At 65.5% G+C, this 23,445-nt stretch carries 25 protein-coding genes; 13 read left to right on the forward strand and 12 right to left on the reverse strand.

All coding sequences use genetic code 11. The annotated features are described in order from the left end of the window. Positions 1 to 36 precede the first annotated feature (36 nt). From ACMGDM_RS15080 to ACMGDM_RS15090, 3 genes are all read right to left on the reverse strand, one after another. Entirely contained in the window at positions 37 to 492 is a 456-nt protein-coding gene (locus ACMGDM_RS15080) for a DUF2147 domain-containing protein (protein WP_436804939.1), read from the reverse strand. A 38-nt stretch (positions 493 to 530) separates the two neighbouring features. Continuing rightward, positions 531 to 1,505, reverse strand: coding sequence for an SDR family oxidoreductase (locus ACMGDM_RS15085; protein ID WP_436804940.1), 975 nt, complete (start codon positions 1,503 to 1,505; stop codon positions 531 to 533). Positions 1,506 to 1,659: 154 nt separating this feature from the next. Next, the gene (locus ACMGDM_RS15090; RefSeq protein ID WP_436805166.1) at positions 1,660 to 2,667 is read right to left on the reverse strand and encodes an AraC family transcriptional regulator; all 1,008 of its coding nucleotides are present in this window, start codon (positions 2,665 to 2,667) and stop codon (positions 1,660 to 1,662) included. A gap of 280 nt (positions 2,668 to 2,947) precedes the next feature. On the opposite strand from ACMGDM_RS15090, the gene ACMGDM_RS15095 reads away from it, so the two are divergent. The 5 genes from ACMGDM_RS15095 (at position 2,948) to ACMGDM_RS15115 (ending at position 7,552) form a co-directional block, all read left to right on the forward strand. After that, positions 2,948 to 3,739, forward strand: coding sequence for a MipA/OmpV family protein (locus ACMGDM_RS15095; RefSeq protein WP_436804941.1), 792 nt, complete (start codon positions 2,948 to 2,950; stop codon positions 3,737 to 3,739). A gap of 9 nt (positions 3,740 to 3,748) precedes the next feature. After that, complete coding sequence (locus tag ACMGDM_RS15100) at positions 3,749 to 4,126, forward strand: hypothetical protein (RefSeq protein WP_436804942.1); 378 nt, start codon at positions 3,749 to 3,751, stop codon at positions 4,124 to 4,126. Next, positions 4,123 to 4,800, forward strand: coding sequence for a DedA family protein (locus tag ACMGDM_RS15105; RefSeq protein ID WP_436804943.1), 678 nt, complete (start codon positions 4,123 to 4,125; stop codon positions 4,798 to 4,800). Before ACMGDM_RS15100 ends, ACMGDM_RS15105 begins: the two co-directional genes overlap by 4 nt. Then, positions 4,797 to 5,525: an SDR family oxidoreductase gene (locus ACMGDM_RS15110; RefSeq protein ID WP_436804944.1), complete on the forward strand. Its 729-nt coding sequence runs from the start codon at positions 4,797 to 4,799 to the stop codon at positions 5,523 to 5,525. The genes ACMGDM_RS15105 and ACMGDM_RS15110 overlap by 4 nt, the downstream gene beginning before the upstream one ends. A 113-nt stretch (positions 5,526 to 5,638) precedes the next feature. Continuing rightward, complete coding sequence (locus ACMGDM_RS15115; protein ID WP_436804945.1) at positions 5,639 to 7,552, forward strand: M61 family metallopeptidase; 1,914 nt, start codon at positions 5,639 to 5,641, stop codon at positions 7,550 to 7,552. Between the two features lie 101 nt (positions 7,553 to 7,653). Here ACMGDM_RS15115 and ACMGDM_RS15120 read toward each other — a convergent pair whose 3' ends face one another. Further along, positions 7,654 to 8,547 (reverse strand): LysR family transcriptional regulator, encoded by an 894-nt coding sequence (locus ACMGDM_RS15120; protein WP_436804946.1) that lies wholly within the window; start codon positions 8,545 to 8,547, stop codon positions 7,654 to 7,656. Between the two features lie 95 nt (positions 8,548 to 8,642). On the opposite strand from ACMGDM_RS15120, the gene ACMGDM_RS15125 reads away from it, so the two are divergent. From ACMGDM_RS15125 to ACMGDM_RS15135, 3 genes are all read left to right on the forward strand, one after another. Continuing rightward, positions 8,643 to 8,978: a nuclear transport factor 2 family protein gene (locus ACMGDM_RS15125; protein WP_436804947.1), complete on the forward strand. Its 336-nt coding sequence runs from the start codon at positions 8,643 to 8,645 to the stop codon at positions 8,976 to 8,978. Further along, positions 8,975 to 9,763, forward strand: coding sequence for an SDR family oxidoreductase (locus ACMGDM_RS15130; protein WP_436804948.1), 789 nt, complete (start codon positions 8,975 to 8,977; stop codon positions 9,761 to 9,763). Before ACMGDM_RS15125 ends, ACMGDM_RS15130 begins: the two co-directional genes overlap by 4 nt. Before the next feature lie 262 nt (positions 9,764 to 10,025). Then, complete coding sequence (locus ACMGDM_RS15135) at positions 10,026 to 10,535, forward strand: cupin domain-containing protein (protein ID WP_436804949.1); 510 nt, start codon at positions 10,026 to 10,028, stop codon at positions 10,533 to 10,535. A gap of 184 nt (positions 10,536 to 10,719) precedes the next feature. On the opposite strand, the gene ACMGDM_RS15140 is transcribed toward ACMGDM_RS15135, so the two are convergent. The 6 genes from ACMGDM_RS15140 to ACMGDM_RS15165 form a co-directional block, all read right to left on the reverse strand. Beyond that, entirely contained in the window at positions 10,720 to 11,145 is a 426-nt protein-coding gene (locus tag ACMGDM_RS15140; RefSeq protein WP_436804950.1) for an Ohr family peroxiredoxin, read from the reverse strand. Positions 11,146 to 11,241: 96 nt separating this feature from the next. After that, entirely contained in the window at positions 11,242 to 11,832 is a 591-nt protein-coding gene (locus ACMGDM_RS15145) for an FMN-dependent NADH-azoreductase (protein ID WP_436804951.1), read from the reverse strand. A 156-nt stretch (positions 11,833 to 11,988) separates the two neighbouring features. Continuing rightward, a complete protein-coding gene (locus ACMGDM_RS15150; RefSeq protein ID WP_436804952.1) occupies positions 11,989 to 13,350 on the reverse strand; it encodes a DUF418 domain-containing protein in 1,362 nt (453 codons plus the stop codon). A gap of 145 nt (positions 13,351 to 13,495) precedes the next feature. Then, positions 13,496 to 13,834, reverse strand: a complete 339-nt coding sequence (locus ACMGDM_RS15155; RefSeq protein ID WP_436804953.1) for a hypothetical protein — start codon at positions 13,832 to 13,834, stop codon at positions 13,496 to 13,498. A gap of 22 nt (positions 13,835 to 13,856) precedes the next feature. Then, the gene (locus tag ACMGDM_RS15160) at positions 13,857 to 14,504 is read right to left on the reverse strand and encodes a LysE family translocator (RefSeq protein ID WP_436804954.1); all 648 of its coding nucleotides are present in this window, start codon (positions 14,502 to 14,504) and stop codon (positions 13,857 to 13,859) included. A 197-nt stretch (positions 14,505 to 14,701) separates the two neighbouring features. Then, positions 14,702 to 15,520 (reverse strand): SAM-dependent methyltransferase, encoded by an 819-nt coding sequence (locus tag ACMGDM_RS15165; RefSeq protein WP_436804955.1) that lies wholly within the window; start codon positions 15,518 to 15,520, stop codon positions 14,702 to 14,704. A 533-nt stretch (positions 15,521 to 16,053) separates the two neighbouring features. On the opposite strand from ACMGDM_RS15165, the gene ACMGDM_RS15170 reads away from it, so the two are divergent. Next, positions 16,054 to 16,440 (forward strand): winged helix-turn-helix transcriptional regulator, encoded by a 387-nt coding sequence (locus ACMGDM_RS15170; protein ID WP_436804956.1) that lies wholly within the window; start codon positions 16,054 to 16,056, stop codon positions 16,438 to 16,440. Positions 16,441 to 16,556: 116 nt separating this feature from the next. Here ACMGDM_RS15170 and ACMGDM_RS15175 read toward each other — a convergent pair whose 3' ends face one another. After that, positions 16,557 to 17,285 (reverse strand): hypothetical protein, encoded by a 729-nt coding sequence (locus ACMGDM_RS15175; protein WP_436804957.1) that lies wholly within the window; start codon positions 17,283 to 17,285, stop codon positions 16,557 to 16,559. Between the two features lie 414 nt (positions 17,286 to 17,699). Here ACMGDM_RS15175 and ACMGDM_RS15180 point away from each other — a divergent pair, with 414 nt between their 5' ends. Further along, positions 17,700 to 18,563 carry an alpha/beta fold hydrolase gene (locus tag ACMGDM_RS15180; protein ID WP_436804958.1) on the forward strand — a complete coding sequence of 288 codons (864 nt, stop codon included), beginning with the start codon at positions 17,700 to 17,702 and terminating at the stop codon, positions 18,561 to 18,563. 28 nt (positions 18,564 to 18,591) lie between these two features. On the opposite strand, the gene ACMGDM_RS15185 is transcribed toward ACMGDM_RS15180, so the two are convergent. Beyond that, positions 18,592 to 19,050: a lysozyme inhibitor LprI family protein gene (locus tag ACMGDM_RS15185; RefSeq protein WP_436804959.1), complete on the reverse strand. Its 459-nt coding sequence runs from the start codon at positions 19,048 to 19,050 to the stop codon at positions 18,592 to 18,594. Between the two features lie 205 nt (positions 19,051 to 19,255). Between ACMGDM_RS15185 and ACMGDM_RS15190 the strand changes: the two genes are divergently transcribed. The 3 genes from ACMGDM_RS15190 to ACMGDM_RS15200 all read left to right on the forward strand — a co-directional run bounded on the left by ACMGDM_RS15190 (position 19,256) and on the right by ACMGDM_RS15200 (position 23,300). Continuing rightward, a complete protein-coding gene (locus tag ACMGDM_RS15190; protein WP_436804960.1) occupies positions 19,256 to 20,539 on the forward strand; it encodes a cytochrome P450 in 1,284 nt (427 codons plus the stop codon). 397 nt (positions 20,540 to 20,936) lie between these two features. Continuing rightward, positions 20,937 to 22,019 (forward strand): GAF domain-containing protein, encoded by a 1,083-nt coding sequence (locus ACMGDM_RS15195; RefSeq protein ID WP_436804961.1) that lies wholly within the window; start codon positions 20,937 to 20,939, stop codon positions 22,017 to 22,019. Between the two features lie 75 nt (positions 22,020 to 22,094). Continuing rightward, positions 22,095 to 23,300 carry a benzoate/H(+) symporter BenE family transporter gene (locus tag ACMGDM_RS15200; protein ID WP_436804962.1) on the forward strand — a complete coding sequence of 402 codons (1,206 nt, stop codon included), beginning with the start codon at positions 22,095 to 22,097 and terminating at the stop codon, positions 23,298 to 23,300. Positions 23,301 to 23,445: the final 145 nt, after the last annotated feature.

The following is a 23,445-nucleotide window of genomic DNA, read 5'->3' on the forward strand; positions in this document are numbered from 1 at the left end:
GCGACGGCGTCTCGGCGTCAGCGCCGGGCGCGCGGCTCAGCCGGCTACGCGGTCCAAGACGACCGTGCGGCCAAGCACCGGCGATCCCATGTAACCACGCATCTCCATCCTGCCGTTCTTGAGTTCGATGCGGGCAGAGTAGGTCCGGCCAGAGGCGCCATCGTAGAGATGACCCCCCTCCCACCGACGATGACCGGCGTGCCATTTCACGACGGCATGCTGGAGTGACCGGCTCCTGAGCGCTGGATCCGGATTGTGGACGTCTCGCTTGAACGTCACGTCATCCGCCTCCATCACCCGCCGTCCGTAGATCATGCGGCCCGCGTAGCTGCCTCCGGCATCGAACATCTCGATCTTGAGGCTTCCGTCTTCCGCGTGCCATGTCCCGAGAAGCGCAGAGGTCGCGGCAGCTTGGACAGGAGCCGCGGTGCTATCGGTCGCGTGCGCGCCGAGCACGCCGAGCAGCAGCAACGCCTTGATCGCTTTCATCATGATGTTCCCTTGGAAAGATGGAGCTCAGGCGGGCGCGGTCAGGCGGCAATTGCCGGGGAGACGAGCTCGAGTAGGGGGTGGCTCGGGTCGAGCGCGGCCGGCGGGAAGCGCACGCCCGCCATGACTTCGGTCATCTCCCACAGCCGAGCTGCGACGCCTTCGTCCAGAGCCTGCAGGGGCACCTTGGCCGCGGTCGGGGCACCCCGCAATTCACCCAGACCATCAGGTCCATAATAGCCGCCAGCCACAGCGCCCGGCGAGGTCGCGGCGTACAGCGTCGGCAAGGCGCCTTGCGCCACTGGCTGGAAGAGGAACGGCAGGAAGGAACGAGCGATGCCGTGTACACTCCAGCGCCCGGGGCCGTTGTGCAGCAGATCGGTCCGCGAGATCCCCGGGTGCGAGGCGATACTGGTGATCCCCCACGCGCCCGCGTCGCTGCGCCGCTGCAATTCGAACGCGAACATGAGGCAGGCAAGCTTCGACTGGCTGTAGACCGGCATCGGCTTGTAGCGCGTCGCTGCGTTGAGATCGTCGAAGTTGATCGCGCCAGCCGCAGCCGCAACGCTCGACAAGGAAATGACGCGAGATTGTACGCCGGCCCGCAGCAGCGGCAGCAGATGCGCCGTGAGGGCAAAATGGCCCAGATAATTGGTACCGAACTGCAGCTCGATGCCGTCCGCCGTGGTCCGGCGCCGTGGCGGGACCATGATGCCCGCGTTGTTGATCAGGATGTCCAGGCTCGGTCGCTGTTTGCCCAGGCGATCAGCGAAGGCGGCGATCGACGCGAGCTCGGCGAGGTCGAGCGGCTCGAACCGGATCTTCGCACCGGCGATGTCGCGCCGGATGCGGTCCACTGCGGCCGCCCCCTTCAAGGGATCGCGGCCGGCCAGAATGACCTCACAGCCGGCACGCGCCAGCGCAAGGGCATCCTCGAAGCCGAGGCCACCGGTGCCGGTGACGACGGCGGAGCGACCGTTTTGCGACGGGATGTCGGAAACTGTCCAGCGGGTCATGGAACTTGCCTTTCACGAAGCCGGTGTCGGCGCCTGCTTCACAAGTTACGCTGATCCCGACCCTCCTCCATGCCGAATGCCCCATAAGACTTGCCCGATCCTGCGGGCGCTTCCGCGTGCAGGATCGGTATGCGCCCGACAGGACCGCTGCGGCTTACCTCGCCCCGTAGGCGACCAATGCCTTATAGTTCATCACATCCTGCTTCGGCGCGATACCGAAGTGGCGGGAATACTCGCGGCTGAACTGGGAAGCGCTTTCATAGCCGACCTGATAGGCAGCCTCGGACACATTGGCAGCGTCCGAGACCATCAGCCGGCGCGCTTCGAGCAGCCGCAGCTGCTTTTGATATTGCACCGGCGTCATCGATGTCATCGTCCGGAAATGCTGGTGGAACGATGACAGACTCATCCGGGCGACCTCCGCCAGCTGCTCCACCCGCAGCGTCTGGGCGAAATGGTCGCGGAGGTAGTAGATGGCGTTGGCGACGCGATCGGTATGCGAATCCGGCAGGGTCAGCTTGGCGATCTCGGCGCCGTAGGGCCCGGTCAGCAGCCAGTAGCAGATCTCCCGCATCACCGATGGATAGAGAATGTGGGCAGCATCAGGTGTCGTCGCCATCCTGATGAGGCGCAGGACGCACTCAGTCAGCGGTGCGTCGACCTGACCGACGAACACACAAGGGCCTGACGCGGGAGCTGGGCGCGGCGGGTTCGCCAGCTGCTGCATGACCTCCTTCAGCATCGCCACGTCGAAATCGATGCTCAATCCGAGATAGGGTGTCTCGCAACTTGCGCCGATCATGCGACCGCTTGCTGGCAGCTCGACACTGACGACGAGACATTCCATCTCTTTGTAGATCAACGTCGTTTCGCCGAACAGGATTTGCTTGGCACCCTTCAGCACGACACAGAGCGACGGCCGGTAGATCCTGCGCATCGGCGGGATTTCTTGAAAGGCGCGCATGACGTGCACGCCGTTCATCGGCGTCTGAAAATGCCCCTCGCCCCCGCCCCTCGACTTCAGGAACTCCTGCGCAGCATCGAGAAGCGCAGGCGGCGTGCGACCTTCTTCGCTGCTGTGCGGTCCTGGCGGGGCGGCGTTCATCACCGCGTGGCTGCGCTCGTCCGCAGGAAAAGGCAAGATTTTCGCGGTATCGGGCATTCGGTTCACGGAACTGCTCCTGTAGCTTGATGGTGTCAGATCAAGATCAGGTGGCTCAGTTATGGCAGATAAACACAGGCGGTCAAGAGACCTCACCCACCGTCGGTCATAAACGCCAAGCAAGGTTCCCGTACTTCGAAGTAAGCGGCGCATGCCCTTTCGTGGTGGGAACAATGCCTGCTGCATGTTCATCCTGCAACACTTCCATCAAGCCGATTTGGCTGGGTTGCCTGGCGCGCATCTCCGGTGAGCGTCACAAAACCGAACAAAGGATCATCCGATGCGCTTCATCCTTCCGTTCGTCGGCATTTGCATGGCCTGCCTGCCCTCGGTTGTCGTCGCCCAGGGAGCGCCGCCCAGCGATGCACCTCATGGTCAGGTTGCTCTCGGCGCAGGCGTCGCCCCGGAATATGACGGCGCCAGCGACGTGCGCCTGATCCCCTTCGTGCTCGCCGACGTCCGCTGGCAGGGGATCAGTTTCGAGTTCCGTGGCCTGCGCGGCCGGGCGGACCTGGCCTCTGATCCGCGTTTCGCGATCGGACCCGTGATCGGCGCACGGCTTGATCGGAGCGACGCTGACGGCCCGGTTGGCCTTCTTCCCGAAATCGACACCGCGATCGAGGCGGGCGCCTTCATCGGCTATCGCTTCGGCGGCGATCAGCTTGGCGAGGGATCGCTCCAGCTCGATCTGACCGCCGTCCACGACGTCTCGCGGACCCACAACGGGCTGCTCGCGACCGCCAGTGCCAGCTACGCTGCCGTCCGCAAGCCGGACACCTTCGTCACCGTGGATGTCCAGACCACCTGGGCGAACTTAGACTATTCGCGCACCTATTTCGGCATCTCGGCGGCCGACGCGGTCAGAAGCGGACTCACGCCTTACCGGCCGGGCTCGGGCATGCGCGACGTGGGGGCAGGTCTCAGCGCCGGTTACTATTTCGATCGCCATTTCGGCGTGATCGCCCGGGCGGGTGCCACCTACCTCATCGGCGACCTCGCCGACAGCCCCGTCACCGATCAGGGCAGCCGGTGGCAGCCGCTTGGCGGGGTCACGCTCTCCTATCGCTTCTGAGGTGAGATCATGCGCCGACCACCCGTCGTCTCTGCACTGCTCGCTCTACCGGTCGAGCGTTCAAAGGTCGCCTTCGCCGCGGGAGCGGGCTCCCACCTGAGGTCGCTGGTGGCAGCCGCCATCGCGATCGGTCGGATGCCGGGTGAACCTGCCGTCGTTCTGCGCGCCGGGCAGCGCCCTCGCCTGCTCGCCTTGCTCTTCGGCAGGAAAAAGCATGGCCCGCTCGCCGATCCGCGGCTCGAGGTGATCCGGGCGATCAGCGCGGCACTGTCCACGGGGGTCGGCACCATTCGCGCCGATCTCATCACGGATGCCGCCGAGGCAGGATGGAGCCGGAACGATCTCGTCTCGATGTTTCCAACCCTGTCGGTGCGCGCTGCGTCATGATGGGCGGCGACCCGCTGGGCCAGGCCCTGCTGATCATCGCGCCACTCGGATTGGCTGGCATTTTCGTGGTGACGCTGTTGGAGCGGCTGGTTCCGCTCCTGCCGTCCCAAGGGATCTTCGCGGCGATCGGCGTTGCCGCGGCGAATGGCTTGTGGTGCCTACCGACGGCCATGCTCGCCTCGGTCATCGGCGGCAGTGCCGGGGCGTTCGCGACCTACAGCCTTGGCGTGAGCGTCGCCGCTCGTGACGGTGGGACCGGTCGCATCCAGCGCGTCCTTCATCGTCGCGATCCGGCGGGGCGATACCTCAGGAAGATCCGCCGCAGCAGTACCTCGGTTCCTTTCACCGCCCAGCTCATTCCGGGTGCGCGGCTCCTCGCGCCCATGGTCGCGGGCACGATGGTTCATGATCGCCGCAGGCTCGCCATGTCGGTTCTCGCAGGACTCGCCGTGTGGAACATGACGTTCATGTCACTCGGTTTCCTGATCGTGCGCCTGACAGGGTCGTCCAATACGACGCTGATCACGCTCGGCTCTGGACTTCTTCTCGGAGCAGCCCTGCTGTCGAGGCCGTTGGCGGCACGCTCACTCGACGTGGTGCGATCGGTCGCACGTCAGCATCCAACATTCTCTCGCCAGTCTTTCAGATCGGCAGACCGGAGCCTCGAGCGATGATAGAAGATGCCGTTATCGTGATAACCGGCGCCAGCAGCGGCATGGGCGAAACGGCAGCGCGCTACCTTGCCGCGAGAGGCGCCAAACTTGTCCTCGGCGCGCGAAACGATGGCAGGCTTCGCACCATCGTGAAGGAGATACGGGCAGCCGGCGGAGACGCCACCTGCCTGGCGACCGACGTCGTCAGCGTCCAGGACAATCAGGATCTGGCCGCCCATGCCATCGACACCTTCGGCCGCCTCGACGTCTTCGTTGCAAATGCCGGAGCGATGCCGATCGGCCCGATGGATGCGCTGAGCGTCAAGGACTGGAACATGATGGTCGACGTCAACGTCAAGGGAGTGCTCTGGGGCATCGCTGCTGCCCTGCCAATCTTTCGCCGGCAGAAGGCAGGCCATTTCATCGCCGTCGCCTCCACCGCAGCGAGGAAGATCGTGCCCAACATGGCGGTGTACGCCGGCACCAAAGCAGCGGTAGTGGCGATCTGCGAGGGGCTTCGTCAGGAGACTGCCGGGGCGCTGCGTGTCACCACGCTGCTCCCCGGATACACCGCAACAAACTTCGCCGACCATATCCGCGACGATCGCCTTCGCGAGCAGATCGCGGCGGGAGGATCCTTGGCGATGTCCCCCGATGCCATCGCGGCCGCGATCGCCTATGCGATTGAACAGCCGCCCGAGGTGAATATCGGCGAGTTGGTCGTCAGGCCGACGGCTCAGGCTTGATCGTCTTCACCGGTCTATGTCGGGCCTTCTCCCCGTGTCATCAGTCGCATGACCCAGCCCGGCGATTTCGCTGCCGCAAACCAGGGGGCTGGGAAGTCGGGGGCTGTCTTCTCGTGGCAACGCAATCCTATCCGCTCGGGCTGCTCGCGTTCGCGTTGGCGATCTCCAGCACGACAGCCGCTGCGCAATCGGCTCGCGGCCCCGTCTATGCGGCGCGGCCCGCAAGCGTGCCCGCCCCGGTCGATCGCGCGTTCGACGGGCGCGTGGATCTTCGTGTCGACGCCACGGACGTGGATCACAAGATCTTCACCGTGCGACAGCTCATTCCCGTCGCGCCAGGGACGGCGGCGACCCTGCTCTACCCGCGATGGGAGGCCGCCAGCCACGGGCCGAGCCTGACGGTGACCGATCTGGCCGGCTTGACCATCAGGGCCGCTGGAAAGACCCTCCGCTGGCAGCGTGACGCACTCGATCCGCATGCCTTCCACCTGGACGTACCCGCGGGCGTACGGTCGATCGAAGTGGGCTTTCAGATGGTTGCTGGCAGCGACCTTCTCACCGCTGACATCGTGAAGGTGCCGTGGCAGCGGCTGATCCTCTACCCGGCCGGCTGGTACGCGCGAAACATAGCCGTCGCCGCCACGCTGACCCTCCCACCCGGGCTGAAAGCTTCAACGTCGCTGGCGACGAAGCGGGTTCACGGCGCGACGACGGGCTTCGCCGCGACGTCGCTGGAAACGCTGCTCGACGCTCCGGTGCTCGCGGGACGCTATGTTTCGAACCTGCCCCTTACGCCCGCGGGCAGCGGCGCGGTGACGCTCGACCTCGTGGCGCTGCGATCAGGCGATCTTGCCGTTCCGCGTGAGCGGCTGGACGAGTTGAAGCGGCTCATCGTGCAAACGCGCGCCGTCTTCGGCCCTGCCCCGTTCCGTCATTACGACATCCTTGCCCGTCTGAGCGACGATGGGTCAGCCGGGGGGACGGAGCATCGCGCCTCGAGCGAGAACGAGCTTGCGTCGACACACTTCCGCGACTGGCCCGGCCAGATCCTGTCGCGCGACCTGATCGCTCACGAGATCGTTCACGCCTGGAACGGCTTCTGCCGCACGCCCGCAGACCTCTGGGCACCCACCCCCAACGTTCCGGTCTCCGGCAGCCTGTTGTGGATGTACGAAGGCCAGACCGAATTCTGGGGCCGCATCCTCGCCACCCGCGCGGGCCAGTTCACCCCGGCGGAACTCCGCGACAGGCTGGCCATCGACGCTGCCGACGTCGCGGCGCGTCCCGGCCGGGCTTGGCGATCGCTATCGGATGACGTCAACTACCCCTCCTTCATGCTGCGGCAGGCGGTGCCCTGGCGCGACTGGCAGCGCCGTCGCGACTATTATGCCGAAGGTGTCATGCTGTGGCTCGCCATGGATGGCGAACTGCGCAAGCGAAGCGGAGGAGTCCGCGGCATCGACGATTTCGCCTTCCGCTTTTTCGCTGGTGCGACGCCCGACGCCGCTACCCGAACCTACACGTTCGACGATCTGTGCCGCACGCTCAACGATGTCGCCCCCGCTGACTGGTCGACCCTCCTGAACACGTGGATCGATGCGCATGAGGAACTGGACACCACGACCGGGCTGACACACCACGGCTGGCGCCTCGTCTTCACCGACACACCAACCGCCGCCTTTCGCGCTGCCGAGGAAGAGGCCGGCATATCGGACCTCTCCTATTCGATCGGCCTGGGTGCCACGACAAGCGGAGCGGTGCGCTCCGTTGCTTGGAACGGTCCTGCTTTCCGCGCCGGATTGCGGCCCGGAATGAAGATCCTGGCGGTCAATGATGAGCGATATACCGGTGAGAGACTGCTGTCCGGGGTCCGCAGCGCGTCAAGCCGCCGGGTCGTCCTGACCGTGGAACAAGACGGACGACGCAGCGATCGAACAATACACTACGCTGGAACGCTAAGTTATCCCCGGCTCGAGCGTATCGAAGGCGTGCCTGATACGCTTGCGACACTCCTCGCGCCGCGTTGAGGGCAAGATGCGCGCCCCAAGCGACCGCGGCACACGACCTTATCGCGGATCCGGGCCGAGAGGGCGCTGCTGTCCCCTGGATAGAACCGCTTCCACCGCGATCACTGATCTACCGCGCGGGCCATGTCGATCAACGCCTTGAAGGCGGCGGAGGGATTGCGCCTGCTGGGATAATAGAGGCTGAGGCGCGTCAGTGGCGGCGTCCAATCCTGCAGGACCCGGACCAGCCGTCCTTGCTCGACGTCTTCGCGTACATCGGACTCCATGAAGTAACCGATGCCAACGTGATCCAAGACGGCGATGCGCGCGAGGCTTGCCTCGTCCAGGGTGATCGGTCCGTTGACGTCGATCTGTATGGGCTCCCCGTTTCGCTCGAACTGCCAGCGATGCAACGCGCCGTTCGGCAGCCGGATTCGCAGGCAGGCGTGTTGCAGCAGGTCGGGTGGCACGCGCGGCGCGCCATGCGCCTCGAAGTAGCGGGGTGATCCGACGACGGCGAAGCTGCGGGGCGGCCCGACCGGGATGGAGATCATGTCGCTCGGCACCAGGTCGGCGCTTCTGAGGCCGAGGTCGAAACCCGCCTCGACGATGTCGACGATCCGACCCTCGGTGACCAGGTCGATATGGACCTGAGGGTAGCGCCGCAGGAACCGTAGCAACAGCGGTTGCAGGATTTCCCGCGCGCCGGTCGCGAACGCGTTGATCCGCAGCGTCCCGGACGGCGTCTCCTGCTGCGACCGCGCCACGCTTATCGCCTCATGCAGCGCCCTCACCGCAGGCCTGACCTGCTCCACGAAGATCTGCCCGGCATCGGTCAGCGAGACGCTGCGGGTTGTGCGATTGAACAGCCGGACGCCGAGCCGGCGCTCCAGCTTGCCGATCAGATTGCTCAGCGCCGTGGTCGATAGCCCGAGCTCCAGCGCCGCGGCGCGGAACGAACCGCGGCGTGCGATGGCAAGGACGGCGTCAAACTCGAGCAGACCTTGCGCGGCCATTATCCCGCTTTCCGCAATGTCGGATGACAATTTGCTGCGATTATCATGCGCAAACATATCGCTAGATTGATCTCGCAACGTCAAGGAGCAGAGCAATGACGATCGATCTTCCCAAGCCCATCGCCGATTTCGTCGCGGCGAACGCCCGTCTTGATGTGACGGGCATGTTGCAGCCTTTCGCGCCCGACGCGGTCGTGGTCGACCCGGGCATCGGCAAGCGTTTCGAGGGGCGCACCGAGCTGCGCGCCCTGTTCGAGGATGAGGTGATCCCGGTGAAGGCGATCTTCACGCCGGATGCGATCCGCCACGAGAACGGCAAGGTGGTGGTCGAGGGACCCGCCCATGGCGACTTCAAGGGCAGTCCGATCCGCTTCACCTACGGCTTCACGCTCCGGAACGACGCCATCACCGCGCTGGAGATCACGCTATGAGCGCCGCGATCGATTCGGCGGAATTCGCCGGCAAGCGGGTGCTCGTCAGCGGCGGCACCAAGGGCCTGGGCCGCGCCACCGTCGAGCGCTTCCTGGCCGGGGGAGCGCGGGTCATTACCGCGGCCCGGGGCGAGGCCGAGCCGATCGCCGGCGCCATCTTCGTCCGGGCGGACCTGACGACCGCGGAGGGCAGCGGAGCGCTCGCCGAAGCGGCGCTCGATCGGATGGGCGGCATCGATGTCCTGGCGCATGTGGTCGGTGGCTCGACGTCGCCCGGTGGCGGGTTCGTTGCGCTGACCGACGAGAACTGGCTCGCCGAGCTGAACCTCAACCTGCTCGCCACGGTCCGGCTCGATCGCCTGCTCGTGCCGCAGATGATCGGGAGAGGCGCGGGCAATGTGGTGCACGTCACCTCGATCCAATCGATCCTGCCGCTGCCGGAGTCGACGACGGCCTACGCCGCCGCCAAGGCGGCGCTGCGGACCTACAGCAAGTCCATCTCCAAGGAGCTCGGTCCAAAGGGCGTGCGAGTCAATGCCGTCTCCCCCGGCTGGATCAGGACCGAAGCGACGGATGAGTTCCTTGAGCGCCTGCAGGCGGCCAATGGAGGAACGCGCGAGCAGGCGCGACAGATGGTGCTCGACGGTCTGGGCGGCATCCCGATTGGACGCGCGGCGGAGCCGCACGAAGTCGCCGACCTGATCGCCTATCTCGCCTCGGATCGCGCCGCGGCGATCCACGGCGCCGAGTTCATCATCGATGGCGGCACCGTTCGGACCGTGTGACGCAAGGCGCCGGGGACTCCTGAGGGGCGCTGCCTGTTACGTTGCGATGCCCTGACGACAATGACGCCAGCAAGGCATAAGCGTGGCAGCGGCTCACCAGTAAACAGCAGGCACGCCTTTTGATGATCAACTGCCCCGAGCCGAACAAACCGGCCAGCAGATGACTTTGCTACATCTGCAAGGCCGGCCCGCATGCTTGTAGCGTCCATGCAAGATGGATTGTGTCTTTAGTGGTTCTTGTTCACCTACAGAGATGCAAACCATGGACAGTGCGTACGAAAAGAATAGGGAACAGGGCTGGTGGCAGATCACCCCCGGGGAGCGTTACACGATCCGCACGACTGCCGCCGAAACAGACGGCCGTTATGTGACCATCGAGATCGTCGCCGAGCCGGGTAATGGCGTGCCGCTGCACCTTCACGCCAACGAGGAAGAACATTTCGCTGTCATCGAGGGGCGTCTCCACCTCACCAACGGCGATCGGAAGGTAGAGCTGTCCGCCGGAGAGGCCGCGACGGTGAAGAGGGGAACGCCGCACGCCTGGGCAAATCTTTCGGATACGCCCGTGCGGATGCTGGTGATCTTCTCACCGGGATATCAGGAGGAGATATTCCGCCTGATCCAAACCGCGCGCGACGGCGACTTTTCCGCGATCGCTGCGGAAAACGAGCGCCTGGGCTCGAAGATCGTCGGCCCGCCTCCTTACGACAACGTCTATTCCGTTTTCGCTCCGAGGAAGGAGCAGGCCGCAAGCGTGACCACGTCCGCCTGAGCCCGGTGCTTCCGATCAGCACCGAACGTCGATCGACCGCTTGGCCGACCCGCTCTGCCAAGCGGCGCCGGTCGAGCGGTCGCTTCGACTGCTGCCGCGGAGGATGACAGGCCCGCGCGCGTCGCGAACGCCGTTCGGGGGAGAAAACAAGCGGTGGTCGTACCAGCGCTTACGGTTGCCGCGATCAATCGCGAACGTTGACGCTGATGTCCGCACCATGACGTGCCATGTGGGAATAGGGGCACACCTTGTGCGCCTCCAGCGCGAGTTCAGCCGCCTGCCTCGGCTCGAGTCCGGGCAAGCTGATCGACAGATGCACCTGCAACTCGAAGCCGGCGCAGTCTTCCCGCATCCCGATGCCGACCGAGGCGGTCACCGCGCTCTCTTCCGCAACGGCGAGCCGTCGCCGCTGTGCCACGTAGTGCACCGCGCTGAGAAAACAGGCCGCATAGCTCGACGCGAAAAGCTGCTCCGGGTTGGTTCCGGGATCACCGTCACAGCCCAAAGCAGCGGGGGTGGTAAAAGCGAAGGCGAGAGCGCCATCTTCGACGCTCGCGCTCCCCCTCCGACCGCCGACGGCGCGGGCGCGCGTTTCGTACAGAATGTTCATGACCGGGCTCCTCCTCGCATCAGCGGCAACCGCGACGTTCGCATGACACATCCGTGCGGCAGGCTCGTGATCCTGCGCTCCCCGCACGCCCTCGGTTCAGGCCGCAATGGTTGCGGTCTGCGCCTCGCGCCTTGCCAGGCCGCGGACCTGCTGCAGCGCGCCTTCGAGCGCCGCCTTGCGTGCCTCCTCGCCAAAGCCGATGCCCTCGGCGACAATGAACTCGACGTCAGCACCGATGAACTGACAGATGGAGCGCAGCAGCGTCTCGGCATGTTCGGATGATTGGTGCGGCGACGGATCGCTATAGACGTTACCACGGGCCAAACCGACGATGACGCGCTTGCCCGCGGCCAGCCCCACCACGCCGTGCTCATCGTAGCTGAAGGTCTTTCCCTTGACGGCGATACGGTCGATCCATGCCTTCAGCTGGCTCGGAATGCTGAAATTATAGAGCCCCGCGCCGATCACGATCACGTCGGCGGCGAGAAATTGCTCAACGTCCGGTCCCTGGTCCAAGGCCATCCACGCCTCCAGCGTCAGGTGAGGCAAAGGCGCTGCGGCGAGATCGCGGTAGGTCACCTCGGCGCCCGGCTCGTCCCGCACGAGCTCATCCACGATGGCAGCAGACAGGGTGCGGCTGGCAGAACCCTCGCCGAGGATGCTCGAGTCAAGGTGCAGGATATTCACTTTCGACCTCCGGTCCGATTCAAGACCAAGATCAGCTATGTGAGCCGGGAAGGGTGCTCAAGAACGCATATTTTTGGGACTAAGTCACATTCGTATGACCTCCACAGATAGCCGCATGTCACGCAGCGCGAGCGCAAATAGATCAACCAGGATCGATCATCGGCGTCTTGCCGCCGGTGCGGACATCCTGAACGGTCGCACGCTTCCATAGGTCAGCGATCGCCAGCACCATTCCAGCGGCCCAAGCCGGAAATATCGGAGCCAGCAGAGACTGGCCGCGATGATCACGGCCCAGACCGCGAGGACGATAAGGATGAGGAGATGATGGTCCAGGTCACGCCCGACGACGAAGCCAGGCCAGGCGAACATCGCCTGACAAACCAAGCTGGTCGCGATGTAGTTGGTGAGCGCCAGTCGACCGACCGCCGAGAGCGCGGTTCGGACGACGCGCAGCCGGTCGCTGCCGATGAGCCATAAGCCGAAGGCGGCGTGAGCGAGCGCTCCGGCCACCACCTGCCCTTCATACGCGGACATCATCGAAACCACGGTGACCGCCTCGCTGAAATCGTAGCGCGCGGCATGCCGCAAACCGACGACGACGATTCCGATCGAGATGGCGTATCCCACGCCCGCAATCGCGAGATAGGATGCGGCCGGAAGACGGGAGGCGAAAAAGCCTGATCTTGCCAGCCCCATGCCGATCATGAAGAGCCCAACCGTCTCCAGGATCCAGCCCGAGACGAACACGGCCGTGACGAAGCCGCGATAAGCCGAAGCATCGGCCGACACGAGATCACGGTAGCTGACGTGGCGAGAAGGCGTCGCGTCGAGACGGACGAGGCGATCTCGATAAGCGGCGCGGGCAGCGGACGGCGTGCCGTGCTCGCCCGTTTGCGACTCCGAATGGCGAGCCGAGACATCGTGCGCCCTTTGCTCGGTTCGCGCCCTGACCCGGGCACCGCCCAGGTCGAAGGCGTTGCTCACCCCCATGCTGCCGCCGATCAGGGTGACGCACAGACCCGCACCGATCAGCCATTTGCCCGGCAGACCGCGGAGCGGCAGGACGACCAGGAACGCGGTCAGCGCGTAGATCAGCAACACGTCGCCCGACCAGATGAGGACGCCGTGGAGCAGGCCGAACAGCGCCAGGACGGCATAGCGTCTGATCGCGATCGTCCAGCATGCGCGCCTGCCATAAAGCTGTTCCAGCCGCTCCAGCATCAGCGCCGCCCCGGCGCCGAACAACAGCGAGAAGAGCCCCCGCATCTTGCCTTCGAAAACGGTCCATTGCAGGTACATCGCGAGCTCGTCCCACATCGGATGAGCGCCACTCTGCGCCACGACCCGCAATGGTATGTTGAAGGCGATCACCGGAGATCCGGCGAAGAGCTGGATATTGATGGCCAAGATGCCGAGCAGCGCGGCCCCGCGAAGAACATCGAGCGCCCCGAGCCGATTGCTCTCCCCTAGCGGAAGAGGCGCGCGAGCGTTCGTCGCGCGACAAGCACTATCGATCATGACATGAGCTTCTTGTTCACTCAACCATTTGGCGAAGGTGAATGGACTGGCGCGAGATCAATCGCTGATCCGATAGTGGTTCGACGTGCGCCTTGACCGCCGGTACAGTCGATCGTTGCGCCTGTCGGCACGCCCCTCTTCTGCCTCACCCGCTACGATCGCGCTGATCCTCCCTGTTCAGGAGGTGCAGCCGCCGCCAGCAGCACCAAAGGATGGTACGCCACCATCTCTCCGACGCCGCTGCATCTTCGAGTTCACGGCAGAGCGCTGCCGCCTCCTCTTCGGTGCTGAAGACGATGTCGAACCAGCGCGCTTCCTGCGCGAGATACAAACCCCAAGGATGCGTCAAACCGCTGCCGGACCGGCGCGCGACGACGATAGTTTCGCGACGTCGCGCGCGATGAAAGAAGCCTCGATACATCGGTTTGCTTCCGCTTTCCTTGCGTCGGCCGCTCCCACGCGTCCGCTCATCGGGGTCGATCACCCGCTGCGTTGGACGCATCGCGTCACGCCGGCACTGCGACGGCATGGACCATCCCCGCACCGAGCAGGAGGAAGAGCCCCCCGCTCGCTCGATCGAGCACCACATAGGCGCGCGGGCTGCTCAACACCGAGCGCACTCCGCCGGCGAGAAACGAGAGCAAGACGAACCACGCCAAAGCGATCAGCACATGGATGATCGCGAGCAGCCACGTGCTCGCCATGGCCGCCCCATCGCCGGGCGCAAATTGTGGAAGCAGCGTAAGGTAGAAGATCGCTACCTTCGGATTGAGCATGTTGGTGGCGAAACCGCGCCATGCCGAGTGGCTCAGCGGCAGGCCTGACGCGTCCCCGGCGGCCGAGACCATCTGGGCCCGTGGTCGCAGGAGAAGCTGGGCACCCAGCCAGCCGAGATACAGCGCCCCACCGATGCGAAGGAGATTGCCGGCCGCCGGCACCTCCTGGATCAGTCGCGACAGTCCGGCGGCCGTCATCGTGCCCCAGCAGAAGCATCCCGCAGCGACACCGAGGCTGGTCGAAACGCCATGACGAGCACCGTTTGCCGCCGCCGCCCGCAACACGGATGCGGTATCCAGCCCCGGCACCATCGTCAGGAGTGTGGCGGTAACCACATAGGCGAATAGCAGATCATAGGTCACGGTCAGCTCACGCAACGGGAACGAAGAAGGCGTCCCTGCCGTGCTCGCGCTTCAGTGCGGCTTCACGCACACCACACAGTGTTGCGCACGTAGCCATAGCGGCAGCCGACCAATCGAGCGGGGAGGCGACACGATCCTCCCCTTGGCAGACGACGCGGTGCGCCCGAACGGATGATGTCCACTTCCCGCCCCGCAACGCCACCCGTTGCGGGCTATTCGCCTGGTGGCGGGCGTCGACCGAGAATGAAGGTGGCAACGGGAGCGACATCGATCTCGACGTCGATATAGCCGTGGTCCTCGAAGAGCCCGACCAGCTCGGCGGCGTCCGTGATGTCGCCCCCGCTCCGCAAGGTCCGGAGCCGCGACATGCTGGCGGCGAAGGGATCAGCGGGCGTCGTGTAGAGCGATGCGACCAGCCAGGCGTCATCGGTCGAGGCGGCAACGATCCGCTGCATGGCGGTCTCCACGACCCGCCTAGCCATGAACATGGTCGGCAACCAGGCAAGCGTGAACCGCGGCCCGGCTGCGAGATCCGCCACATCACGTCGTTCAATCTCGATGCGATCGCCGTATTCGCTTGCCAGCACGTTGCGCCGGGCAAGCGCCAGCGCGGGCTCCCAGATGTCGATGCCCACCACTTTCAGCGCGGGACATTGCGCTGCCGCCCGAAGCGCGATGCCGCCTGCACCGGTTCCGACGTCCAGGAAGGTGCCCGACAGCGCCCGGCGGAGCGACGGGCGCTCGCCAGCGAGTTGCGCGATGCGGTCAAAGGCGCCCGCGGAGGCGCGCGCCTGCGTCTCGAGGACGCGATCGTCGGTCGCGCTCCAGCCACCTGAGCGAGCCGGGTCGTGCAGCAGCTCAGTGCTTTCCATCAGCGCCATCTCGATCGTCGTCATGAGGCGTGCGGCGGCGCGCATGTCAGACGCGCTTGCATCGTGGCCGAGCGCGATGGCCGCCGCACGATGGATCTCGTCCTGGAGCGCAGAGGAAGCGCCTCTCTCATCCGGCAGCTTCAACGCCGCCCCGATCACGGCCAACATCCGCGTGGCACGCGCAAGTTCTTGCACTCGCGCCTCGTCCGGGAGCCGAACCTCCGTCATCGATCAACCAGCCTTTCCGCCAAGAAATGAGGACACCCCTGCCGCTACGGGCGTGGCGCGTGCTCCGGAACGACCCGTCGTCATCCGGAGTGTGGGGGCATGACGACGCGTCATCGAATGACCCGGCTATCGTTGTACCACCAGCGCTGTTCACCTATGCGCCTGACACGATGTTACAATCGCCAACTTCTTACTTTTGTAACGCGTTCGCGACAACGGCAAGCAGAGCAAGGTCCGTATCCGACCGGAGCACGTGCAACCTGATGCTTGCAACCGATCGCCTATCACTTGTCCCCGGACTGCCATGCAAAACTTCTCGCACATCGCGCGACCGTTCGGCGGGGCCTCGCTACTATGGAATCGCATTCGGCGCATGTTTGATCGACAGGCGCCCATCTTGATGCCCTGGCGACGCGTTGGTACGATAGCCACGTCTTTTCATCGCAGGATCAAGGCGGAACAGCATGAGCCCTCACGATGCCGCCTCGCCGCGCTGCGCTGAGATATCGCGGCACCTCAGCTGGATCGGAGATCGATGGACGCTGCCGGTTCTGGTCGCGTTGCAGCCGGGCGCGCTGCGCTTCAACGAACTCCGGCGCGCCGTCCCGACGATCTCCCAGCAGATGCTGACACGCACCTTGCGCAACCTGCAGCGCGACGGGCTGGTTGAACGCCATGTCGAGCCCACAACGCCTCCCCGCGTCAGCTATACGCTGACGTCGATGGGACATTCACTCGCGGACGAGGGACATGGCATCGGTCAGTGGGTAGACCGCCACATGAGTCAGTTGGCCGCCAGCCGAGCCGCCTTTGACGTCGATCTCGCCGAGGCCCAGCGAAGCGAGCGCTAGGTGGCGCCGGAGAGGCGCTGATCGGAACGGATGGCACCGCAATCGTCTGGGCGGGCGGATGGCCACACGTCCCGCAAGGTGGAGGCCGCAGCGCTGCGCCGCGGCCCCCGCACGGCTCAGAAGAAGTAGCGGAAGCCGCCGGTCGCCACCACATTGCTGTACCGGCCGGACAGAACGGAATCGAGCGTCCCGGCCGTTGCGTTGAAACGCTCCACCTGATGGCGGCTGACCCGCGAGTAGCGGACGTCGGTGATCAGTTCGAGCCCGCCGCCCAGCGCGATCGAGGCCCCGGCGATCCCCTGCCAGGCGATGTTGCCGGAGACACTCGTCGGAATGTTGATCTCCGGTCCGGTCGCGGCGACGAGATAGCGCGTGTCATAGTCGATCGCAGCATGGCCGACGCCGCCCCCCAGGGAGAGCCGCAGCCGCTCGGCGATACGCGGCGTGTCGTAGATCAGGTTGACCATCTGAGTGGTGACGGTGCGACGCCCTTCAAGGAGCGTGCGCTGCTGGCCATTGAGGCTGAGCGTATCCAGCTTGTTGCGGCTCGCCGCGAACTCGGCCTCAACGCGAGCCCGCCCCCACGCGCCGGTGGCCGCCACCGCGCCGATGACGAGGCCACCGGTCAAGCCATCCTTGGACGACGTCTCGATGACGCGGGGCTGCCCTGCCACATTCGCTCCACTCAAGGTCTGCTCGCGGCCGAAACGATCCCCCAGAAAGCCCCCGAGGTAAAGGGATCCCGCACCACGCTCGTCCTCCGATGCAGGGCGCTCCTGCGCAACGGCGGGGGTGGACAGAACCATGGCGCAGCCGATGGCCAGTTGGCAGATAAAGGAACGCATCAAAGTCTCCACTCATGATAGTCGATCGCGGATGATCGACTTGCGTCACGATCCTTGAGCCCGGCTCGTTATCTCAGTATTTCCTCACGCCTTCGTCGGTAACCGACAGACCATGACAAGCGCGCAAGTTATGCTTGCACGCCATCACCGCCCTTTCTGACACCACCTGTTCGCCCGGCCCGACGATTGCAGCGTTGAGTTACAACCGTCGTTCGTCGGGCGCTCATTGAAGCTTGTCTGTCACCCGAAGGCAGCAGGACAGAAGTGCGAGCCGAGGGTCTCCACACGAGGCCCTCCCCCTGGCCCGGCGTTCCCCCTGCGCCGGGCCATTTTTACGCACGTCGTCTGGAACATCGTGCGGGAACGGGGTCCGCCGAGGAAGGTATGATGGGAATGGTTGAGGCGTCCGCTTCCATGCCACGGCGGCGGCGCCGCCACGGTCTCGTGCTCGCAATCGCCTTCTCTGCGGCATGTATTCCAGCGTCAGGGGCCGCGCCGCGCGCGTACGCCCCGGCGCGGACGACCAGCCTCACTGGCTATGTCGAGACCAGCGGCGCGCGGATTTGGTACAGCAGCATCGGCAGCGGCGCTCCGGTCATCCTGTTGCACGGCGGCATGGCGAGTAGTCGCAGCTGGAACGCACAGGTGCCCGCGCTGGTGGCTGCGGGCCACCGCGTGATCCTGATCGACAGCCGGGGCCATGGCCGCAGCACGATGGGAAGCCTGCCCTTGCGCTACGATCTTCTGGTCGACGACGTGCTAGCGGTCATGTCACGGCTGCGACTCGAACGCCCCGCTGTGATCGGCTGGAGCGACGGGGCGATCGTCGCCCTTCTGCTATCGCTGCGCGCCGGCGACCGGCTGCGCGCCGTCTATGCCTTCGGCGCCAACATGGATAAGGCCAGTGTAAGGCGGGACGCGGGTGCGGCGCCGATCCTTGCTCGAGTGGCGGGCGTTCTCGCCGCCGATCACGCAGCTCTCTCGCCCGAGCCGGACAGCTTCGATCGGTTACGTGTCGCTGTCCGCACGATGCAGGCGCAGCAGCCCGATACGACCGCGGCGCAGTTGGCGAGGATCCGCACGCCCACCACGATCGCCGGAGCGACGCAAGACGAGTTCATCAAGACGACGCACTTTCGCGCCCTTGCGCGGTCGATCCCGACGGCGCAGCTGGTGCTGTTCCGGCATGCCGGGCATTTCATTCCATGGCAGAAGCCGGCGCTGTTCAATCGATCGCTCCTCGCCTTCCTGCGCCAGGCGAGCCGGCGCGCGGAATGACCCGCCGGGAGCGGCCGCTGGGATACGATCACCAGCCGGACACGCCCGCGTCATCGCCGCCGTGACGCAGCGATACCAGCCTGTTTGCCAGATCGCGCGAGTGGGCGCGGGTAACGTCGATCCAGCATTGCGCGACGGCCGTGCCCGCCAGGGTGCCGAGTCCTCGCGCCCGCGCCGGACAATATCGATCACGAAACCTGAACCACGCCCGCTGCTCATCGAGCAAGACGCGTCGCTCGGCGGGGCCGAGGCGTCGGCGCAGCGCGCGGTAGCGCATCGCCATCTGCGCGTCGGTCAAGCGAAGCTCTACCGCAGCGCAATGACGCATTTGGACGGTGGACCGGCAGTCGGCCGGCGGAGCGCCGGCGTAACGCGGGTCTTGCATGAAGCCGCCCGCACCTTGCGCGGCGTGAGCCGACGCACTCAGCAGCGCAAGGGCCAACGTGGCGGCGATCGTGACGCAGGATCTCACCGGATATTCTCCCATTCTGTGATCTGGATGCGGACCCTGCGCTGAGGGATCGGCGCCGCATTTGCATGTCGCTCGGCGGCGTCATCGTTACGCCGGCAATGCGAAGCAGCGATCGGGCAGGCCGAGATCGCGCGAGCACCGGGCTCGCCATCACTACGCCGGTCGCCGCATGCTCGCGCGACGTAGCGCGTTCGTAGCCTCGTGCACGCAAAGCCGTTCAATGACGTCCTTACCCGCACCCGCCGCCCCCGATGTCGACAGCACGGCACAGCGCTTCGTCGATGACCTGGAGGATCTGCCGATCGATCGTCTCGACGTGGCGCAGCCCGAACTCTTCCGCGCTGGTTTCGCGCCGCGTTACCTCGCCCGGCTGCGACGCGAGTCACCGGTTCATCGGTGCGCGGACGGCCAGTTCGCGCCGTATTGGTCGATCACGCGCCACCGCGACATCGAGGCGATCGAACTGGATACCGAGACGTTCTCGTCCGAGCATCACAACGGCGGCGTGACCATCGGCTCGAGTGCCGACGATCCGCAATTCTTCCCCGCCTTCATCTCGATGGACCCGCCGCGTCATACCGCACAGCGCCGGGTGATCGCGCCCGCTTTCGCGCCCGAGCGCCTCGCCGCGATCGAGCCGCTGCTTCGCTCCTGGTCCGCCGAAATCCTGGATGAACTCCCGCGTGAACGATGGTTCGATTGGGTCGACCGGGTCTCGGTCGAGCTGACCGCGCGTACCCTCGCATTACTGCTCGGCTTCCCGCAGGAACAGGCGCGCGATCTGATCCGCTGGTCCGATGCGATGGTCGCGATGCCCGGCCACCCCGCTTATCCCACGCTCGCGGACAAGATGAAGGTCCTCAAGGAGTGTTTCGACACGTTCGATAAAATCTGGGCGCGACGGCTGCGCTCCCCGGACGGCGACGACCTCCTTTCCTTGCTGGCGCGAGGCGAGGAGACGCGCACCATGTCGAAGCAGGAGCTCTACGGTAATATCCTGCTTCTGATCGTAGGCGGCAATGACACGACCCGGAATTCGATCAGCGGAAGCATCGTCGCACTCGGCAGCTTTCCGGCCGAGCTGGAGAAGCTGCGCCGGACTCCGGACCTGCTGTCGAACCTGTCGCCCGAGATCTTCCGATGGCAGACGCCCCTCGCCCACATGCGCCGCACCGCGACCCGCGACGTGACGGTCGGCGACAAGACGATTAGTCGGGGAGACAAAGTGGTCCTCTGGTACCTGTCGGCCAACCGCGACGAGGCCGTGTTCGACCGTGCGGACGAGTTCATCATCGATCGTGCGAACGCGCGGCGTCATCTGTCGTTCGGTTATGGTGTGCATCGCTGTATCGGCGCGCGCCTCGCCGATCTGCAGATCCGGACGCTGTGGCAGGAGATCCTGCAGCGCCTGCCGAGCTTCGAGGTGAGCGAGACGCCGACCCGCACATGCTCGACCTTCATCCACGGCTACCAGCAGGTGCTGGTGCGCCTGCCGGGCGGTTGACGACACTCAAGGAAGGCATTCGACTATTTCGGCGAGCGATCCTCCAGGTCGATCCAATCACAGAAGGGCGACAGACGAGAGGCGGCGGAGAACAGGATTGCGGCGCTGACCTTTTCCCGTATAACGTTTGCACGCCCAGCGCGCCTATACTTACCGACCATCGCGCCCTGTACTCCGTCCACTGCACTATACAATGTGATGATCGCGTAGAACTTTGTCTACACCAGCGCGACACCATCGCGTTACATGCGCAGCCGTCCTGGTCGGAGCAGGTGGCCCGGACGGCCCCTCACTTCAAAATGCCGGTTCTATCAATATATGCGAGTGTGGCGTCGCTTCGTCAGTGACGATTGTTACAGGGGCAAGGCGCGGAGGCGGCCGACGAGGAGTCAGAGGCTTGGCGAAGGACATTTTGACCACTGCCGATGCCGCGAAGATGCTCGGCGTATCGGTCCGCACCGCGCAGCTGCTGATCGAAGCGGGAACGATTCCGTCCTGGAAGACGCCGGGCGGTCATCGCCGTGTCTATCACGCGGACGTGCTGTCGCTGATCAAGTCGAAAGAGCCGGTGCGCGACACGGCGGCATCGGCGATCCTGGTGGTGATCGCCGCGAGCGACCGACTCCCCGCTTTCCGCGAGGCGGCGACCCAGGCGACTGATTTCACGATCGATTACTTCGACGATGTCCTCGCCGCGCTGGTGACGATCGGCTCGACCCAGCCGCATGCCGTGCTGGTCGACTGCGCGTCGGGGCTCAACAGCGCGCCACTGCTGCGAAGCCTGGCTGCGAATACGACGATCGCGGCGAGCCGGATCATCGCGGTGGCGTCGCCGGAGCCGCTTCCCGCCGACCTGACGCCCCGGATCGGGGCGGCAGAGACGCCGGCGCAGGCGCTACAGCACCTTCGCGGCGAGGCCTTCGCCGGAGACGATGCGGGCACGGCCGATTGGGGCGTAGCCTTCCCCGTGTCGCGCGACGAGAGGCGCCGCCTGATGGCGGTCGAGCGTTCGGGCTTGCTCAATTCCAACGCCGAAGACGGGTTCGATCGGCTGACGTGGTTGGCAGCGCAGAGCTTCGACGCGCCGATCGCGCTCCTCACGCTGCTCACGCCGACGCGGCAATGGTTCAAATCCAGGGTCGGGCTCGACATGGTCGACACGCCACGGAGCTGGGCCTTCTGCAATCACACGATCATGCAACGTGACGTGTTCACCGTCCCCGACCTTTCCGCCGACCCGCGGTTCGCGGACAATCCGGCGGTCCGCGGCGAGCCCGGCTTCCGGTTCTACGCGGGCGCGCCGGTGCTGGACGACGATGGCTTCGTGGTCGGGTCGTTGTGCGTCATCGATCGCAAACCGCGGATCATCGGTGAGCGCGAGGAAAAGACGATACAGGCGCTCGCCGCGGTCGCCTCAGACGAGGTGCGGCTGCGGGCGCTCGATCGTAAGCTGCGCAGCGCCGGGCACAGCAAGCGCTAGCTGCGCTTCTCGGATCGTAATGACGCAGGCATAACGATCCCCCGGCGGGGAGCCGGCGAGGAGACCGACGCACCCATGATCCCGCTGCCACCCCTCTCCGCCTTTATCGCTGCCGTCGTCGCGGCGATCATCGGCTTCGGCGGCACCGTCGCGCTGGTCGTGCAGGCGATGCAGACCCTTGGCGCGACCCCATCGCAGATCGGCAGCGCGGTGACGGCCCTGTGCCTCGGCATCGCGGCGGGCAGTGCGGCCCTGTCGATCTGGCGGCGGGTGCCGGTGATCCTTGCCTGGTCGACGCCCGGCGCCGCCCTGCTCGCGGCGACCCCGGGGCTGACATGGAGCATGTCGATCGGCATTTTCCTCGTCGCGGCGCTCGCTGCGATCGCGATGAGCGCCGTCCCCGCGCTCACCCGCCTCGCCGCGGCGCTGCCGGCGGGGCTGGCCGCGGCGATGCTGGCAGGCGTGCTCATGCCCTTCTGCCTCCAGCTCTTTCGTCTCGGAAGCGTAGATCCGCTGCTCGTCGTCACGATCGTGGCGGTGTTTGTTCTGACACGGCAGCGCCGACCAACCTATGCGTTGCTCGCGGCGCTCGGCGCCGGCATCGCGCTTGCGCTCGCGCGCAACCAGATCGGCCAACCCGCGCCGGGCGCCACGCTCGGCAGCCTCATTCCCGTCGCGCCCACGTTCGACGCGGTTGCCATCGTGAGCGTCGGCTTGCCGCTGTTCTTCGTCACCCTCGTGTCGCAAAACCTGCCCGGCCTCGCAGTCCTTCAAGGGTCAGGATACCAGGAACCGCCCGGCCCGCTGCTGCTCGGCACCGGGCTGGCCAGCCTCGTCGTGGCCTTCTTCGGTGGACATGCGGTCAACCTGGCCGCGATCACCGCCGCCATCTGCACGAGCGAGGATGCCGACCCGGAGGCGGATCGCCGATGGATGACGGGAGTAATCTACGCCGGCTGCTATGTCCTTCTTGCCGCCTTCTCGCCGCTGCTCGTCCGCCAGCTGTTGGCGCTGCCAGGCGGATTGATTGCCGCGCTGACGGGAGTGGCGCTGATCCCGCCACTCAGCGCCGCGCTGGCCACGCTTTTCACCGAACCGCGTGACCGCGACGCCGCGCTGCTCACGTTCCTGGTCACGGCTTCGGGTGTGTTGATCCTGGGGCTAGGTCCTGCCCTCTGGGGCCTGGTCGCCGGCATCGCCTCCCTTGCCGCGGCGCGCGTGCTGCGCCGTTCAGCGACGGCGCAGGAGAGCGAAAACGGACGCTCGCGCACGCAGGACTAATCTGCATCATGAAATAATAGTTTTGCTGGAATTGATAGAACTGATACCTGCGCTCTACCGAAGGCGGCGAGATGATTCGCATACCCTCGGGATACTGGACGGCGGGCCGTTCCCGCCGTGCGAGCCGGTGACGTGAGCAAAGTCA

It is taken from the genome of Sphingomonas larreae (assembly GCF_051400595.1).
GTDB lineage: Bacteria > Pseudomonadota > Alphaproteobacteria > Sphingomonadales > Sphingomonadaceae > Sphingomonas.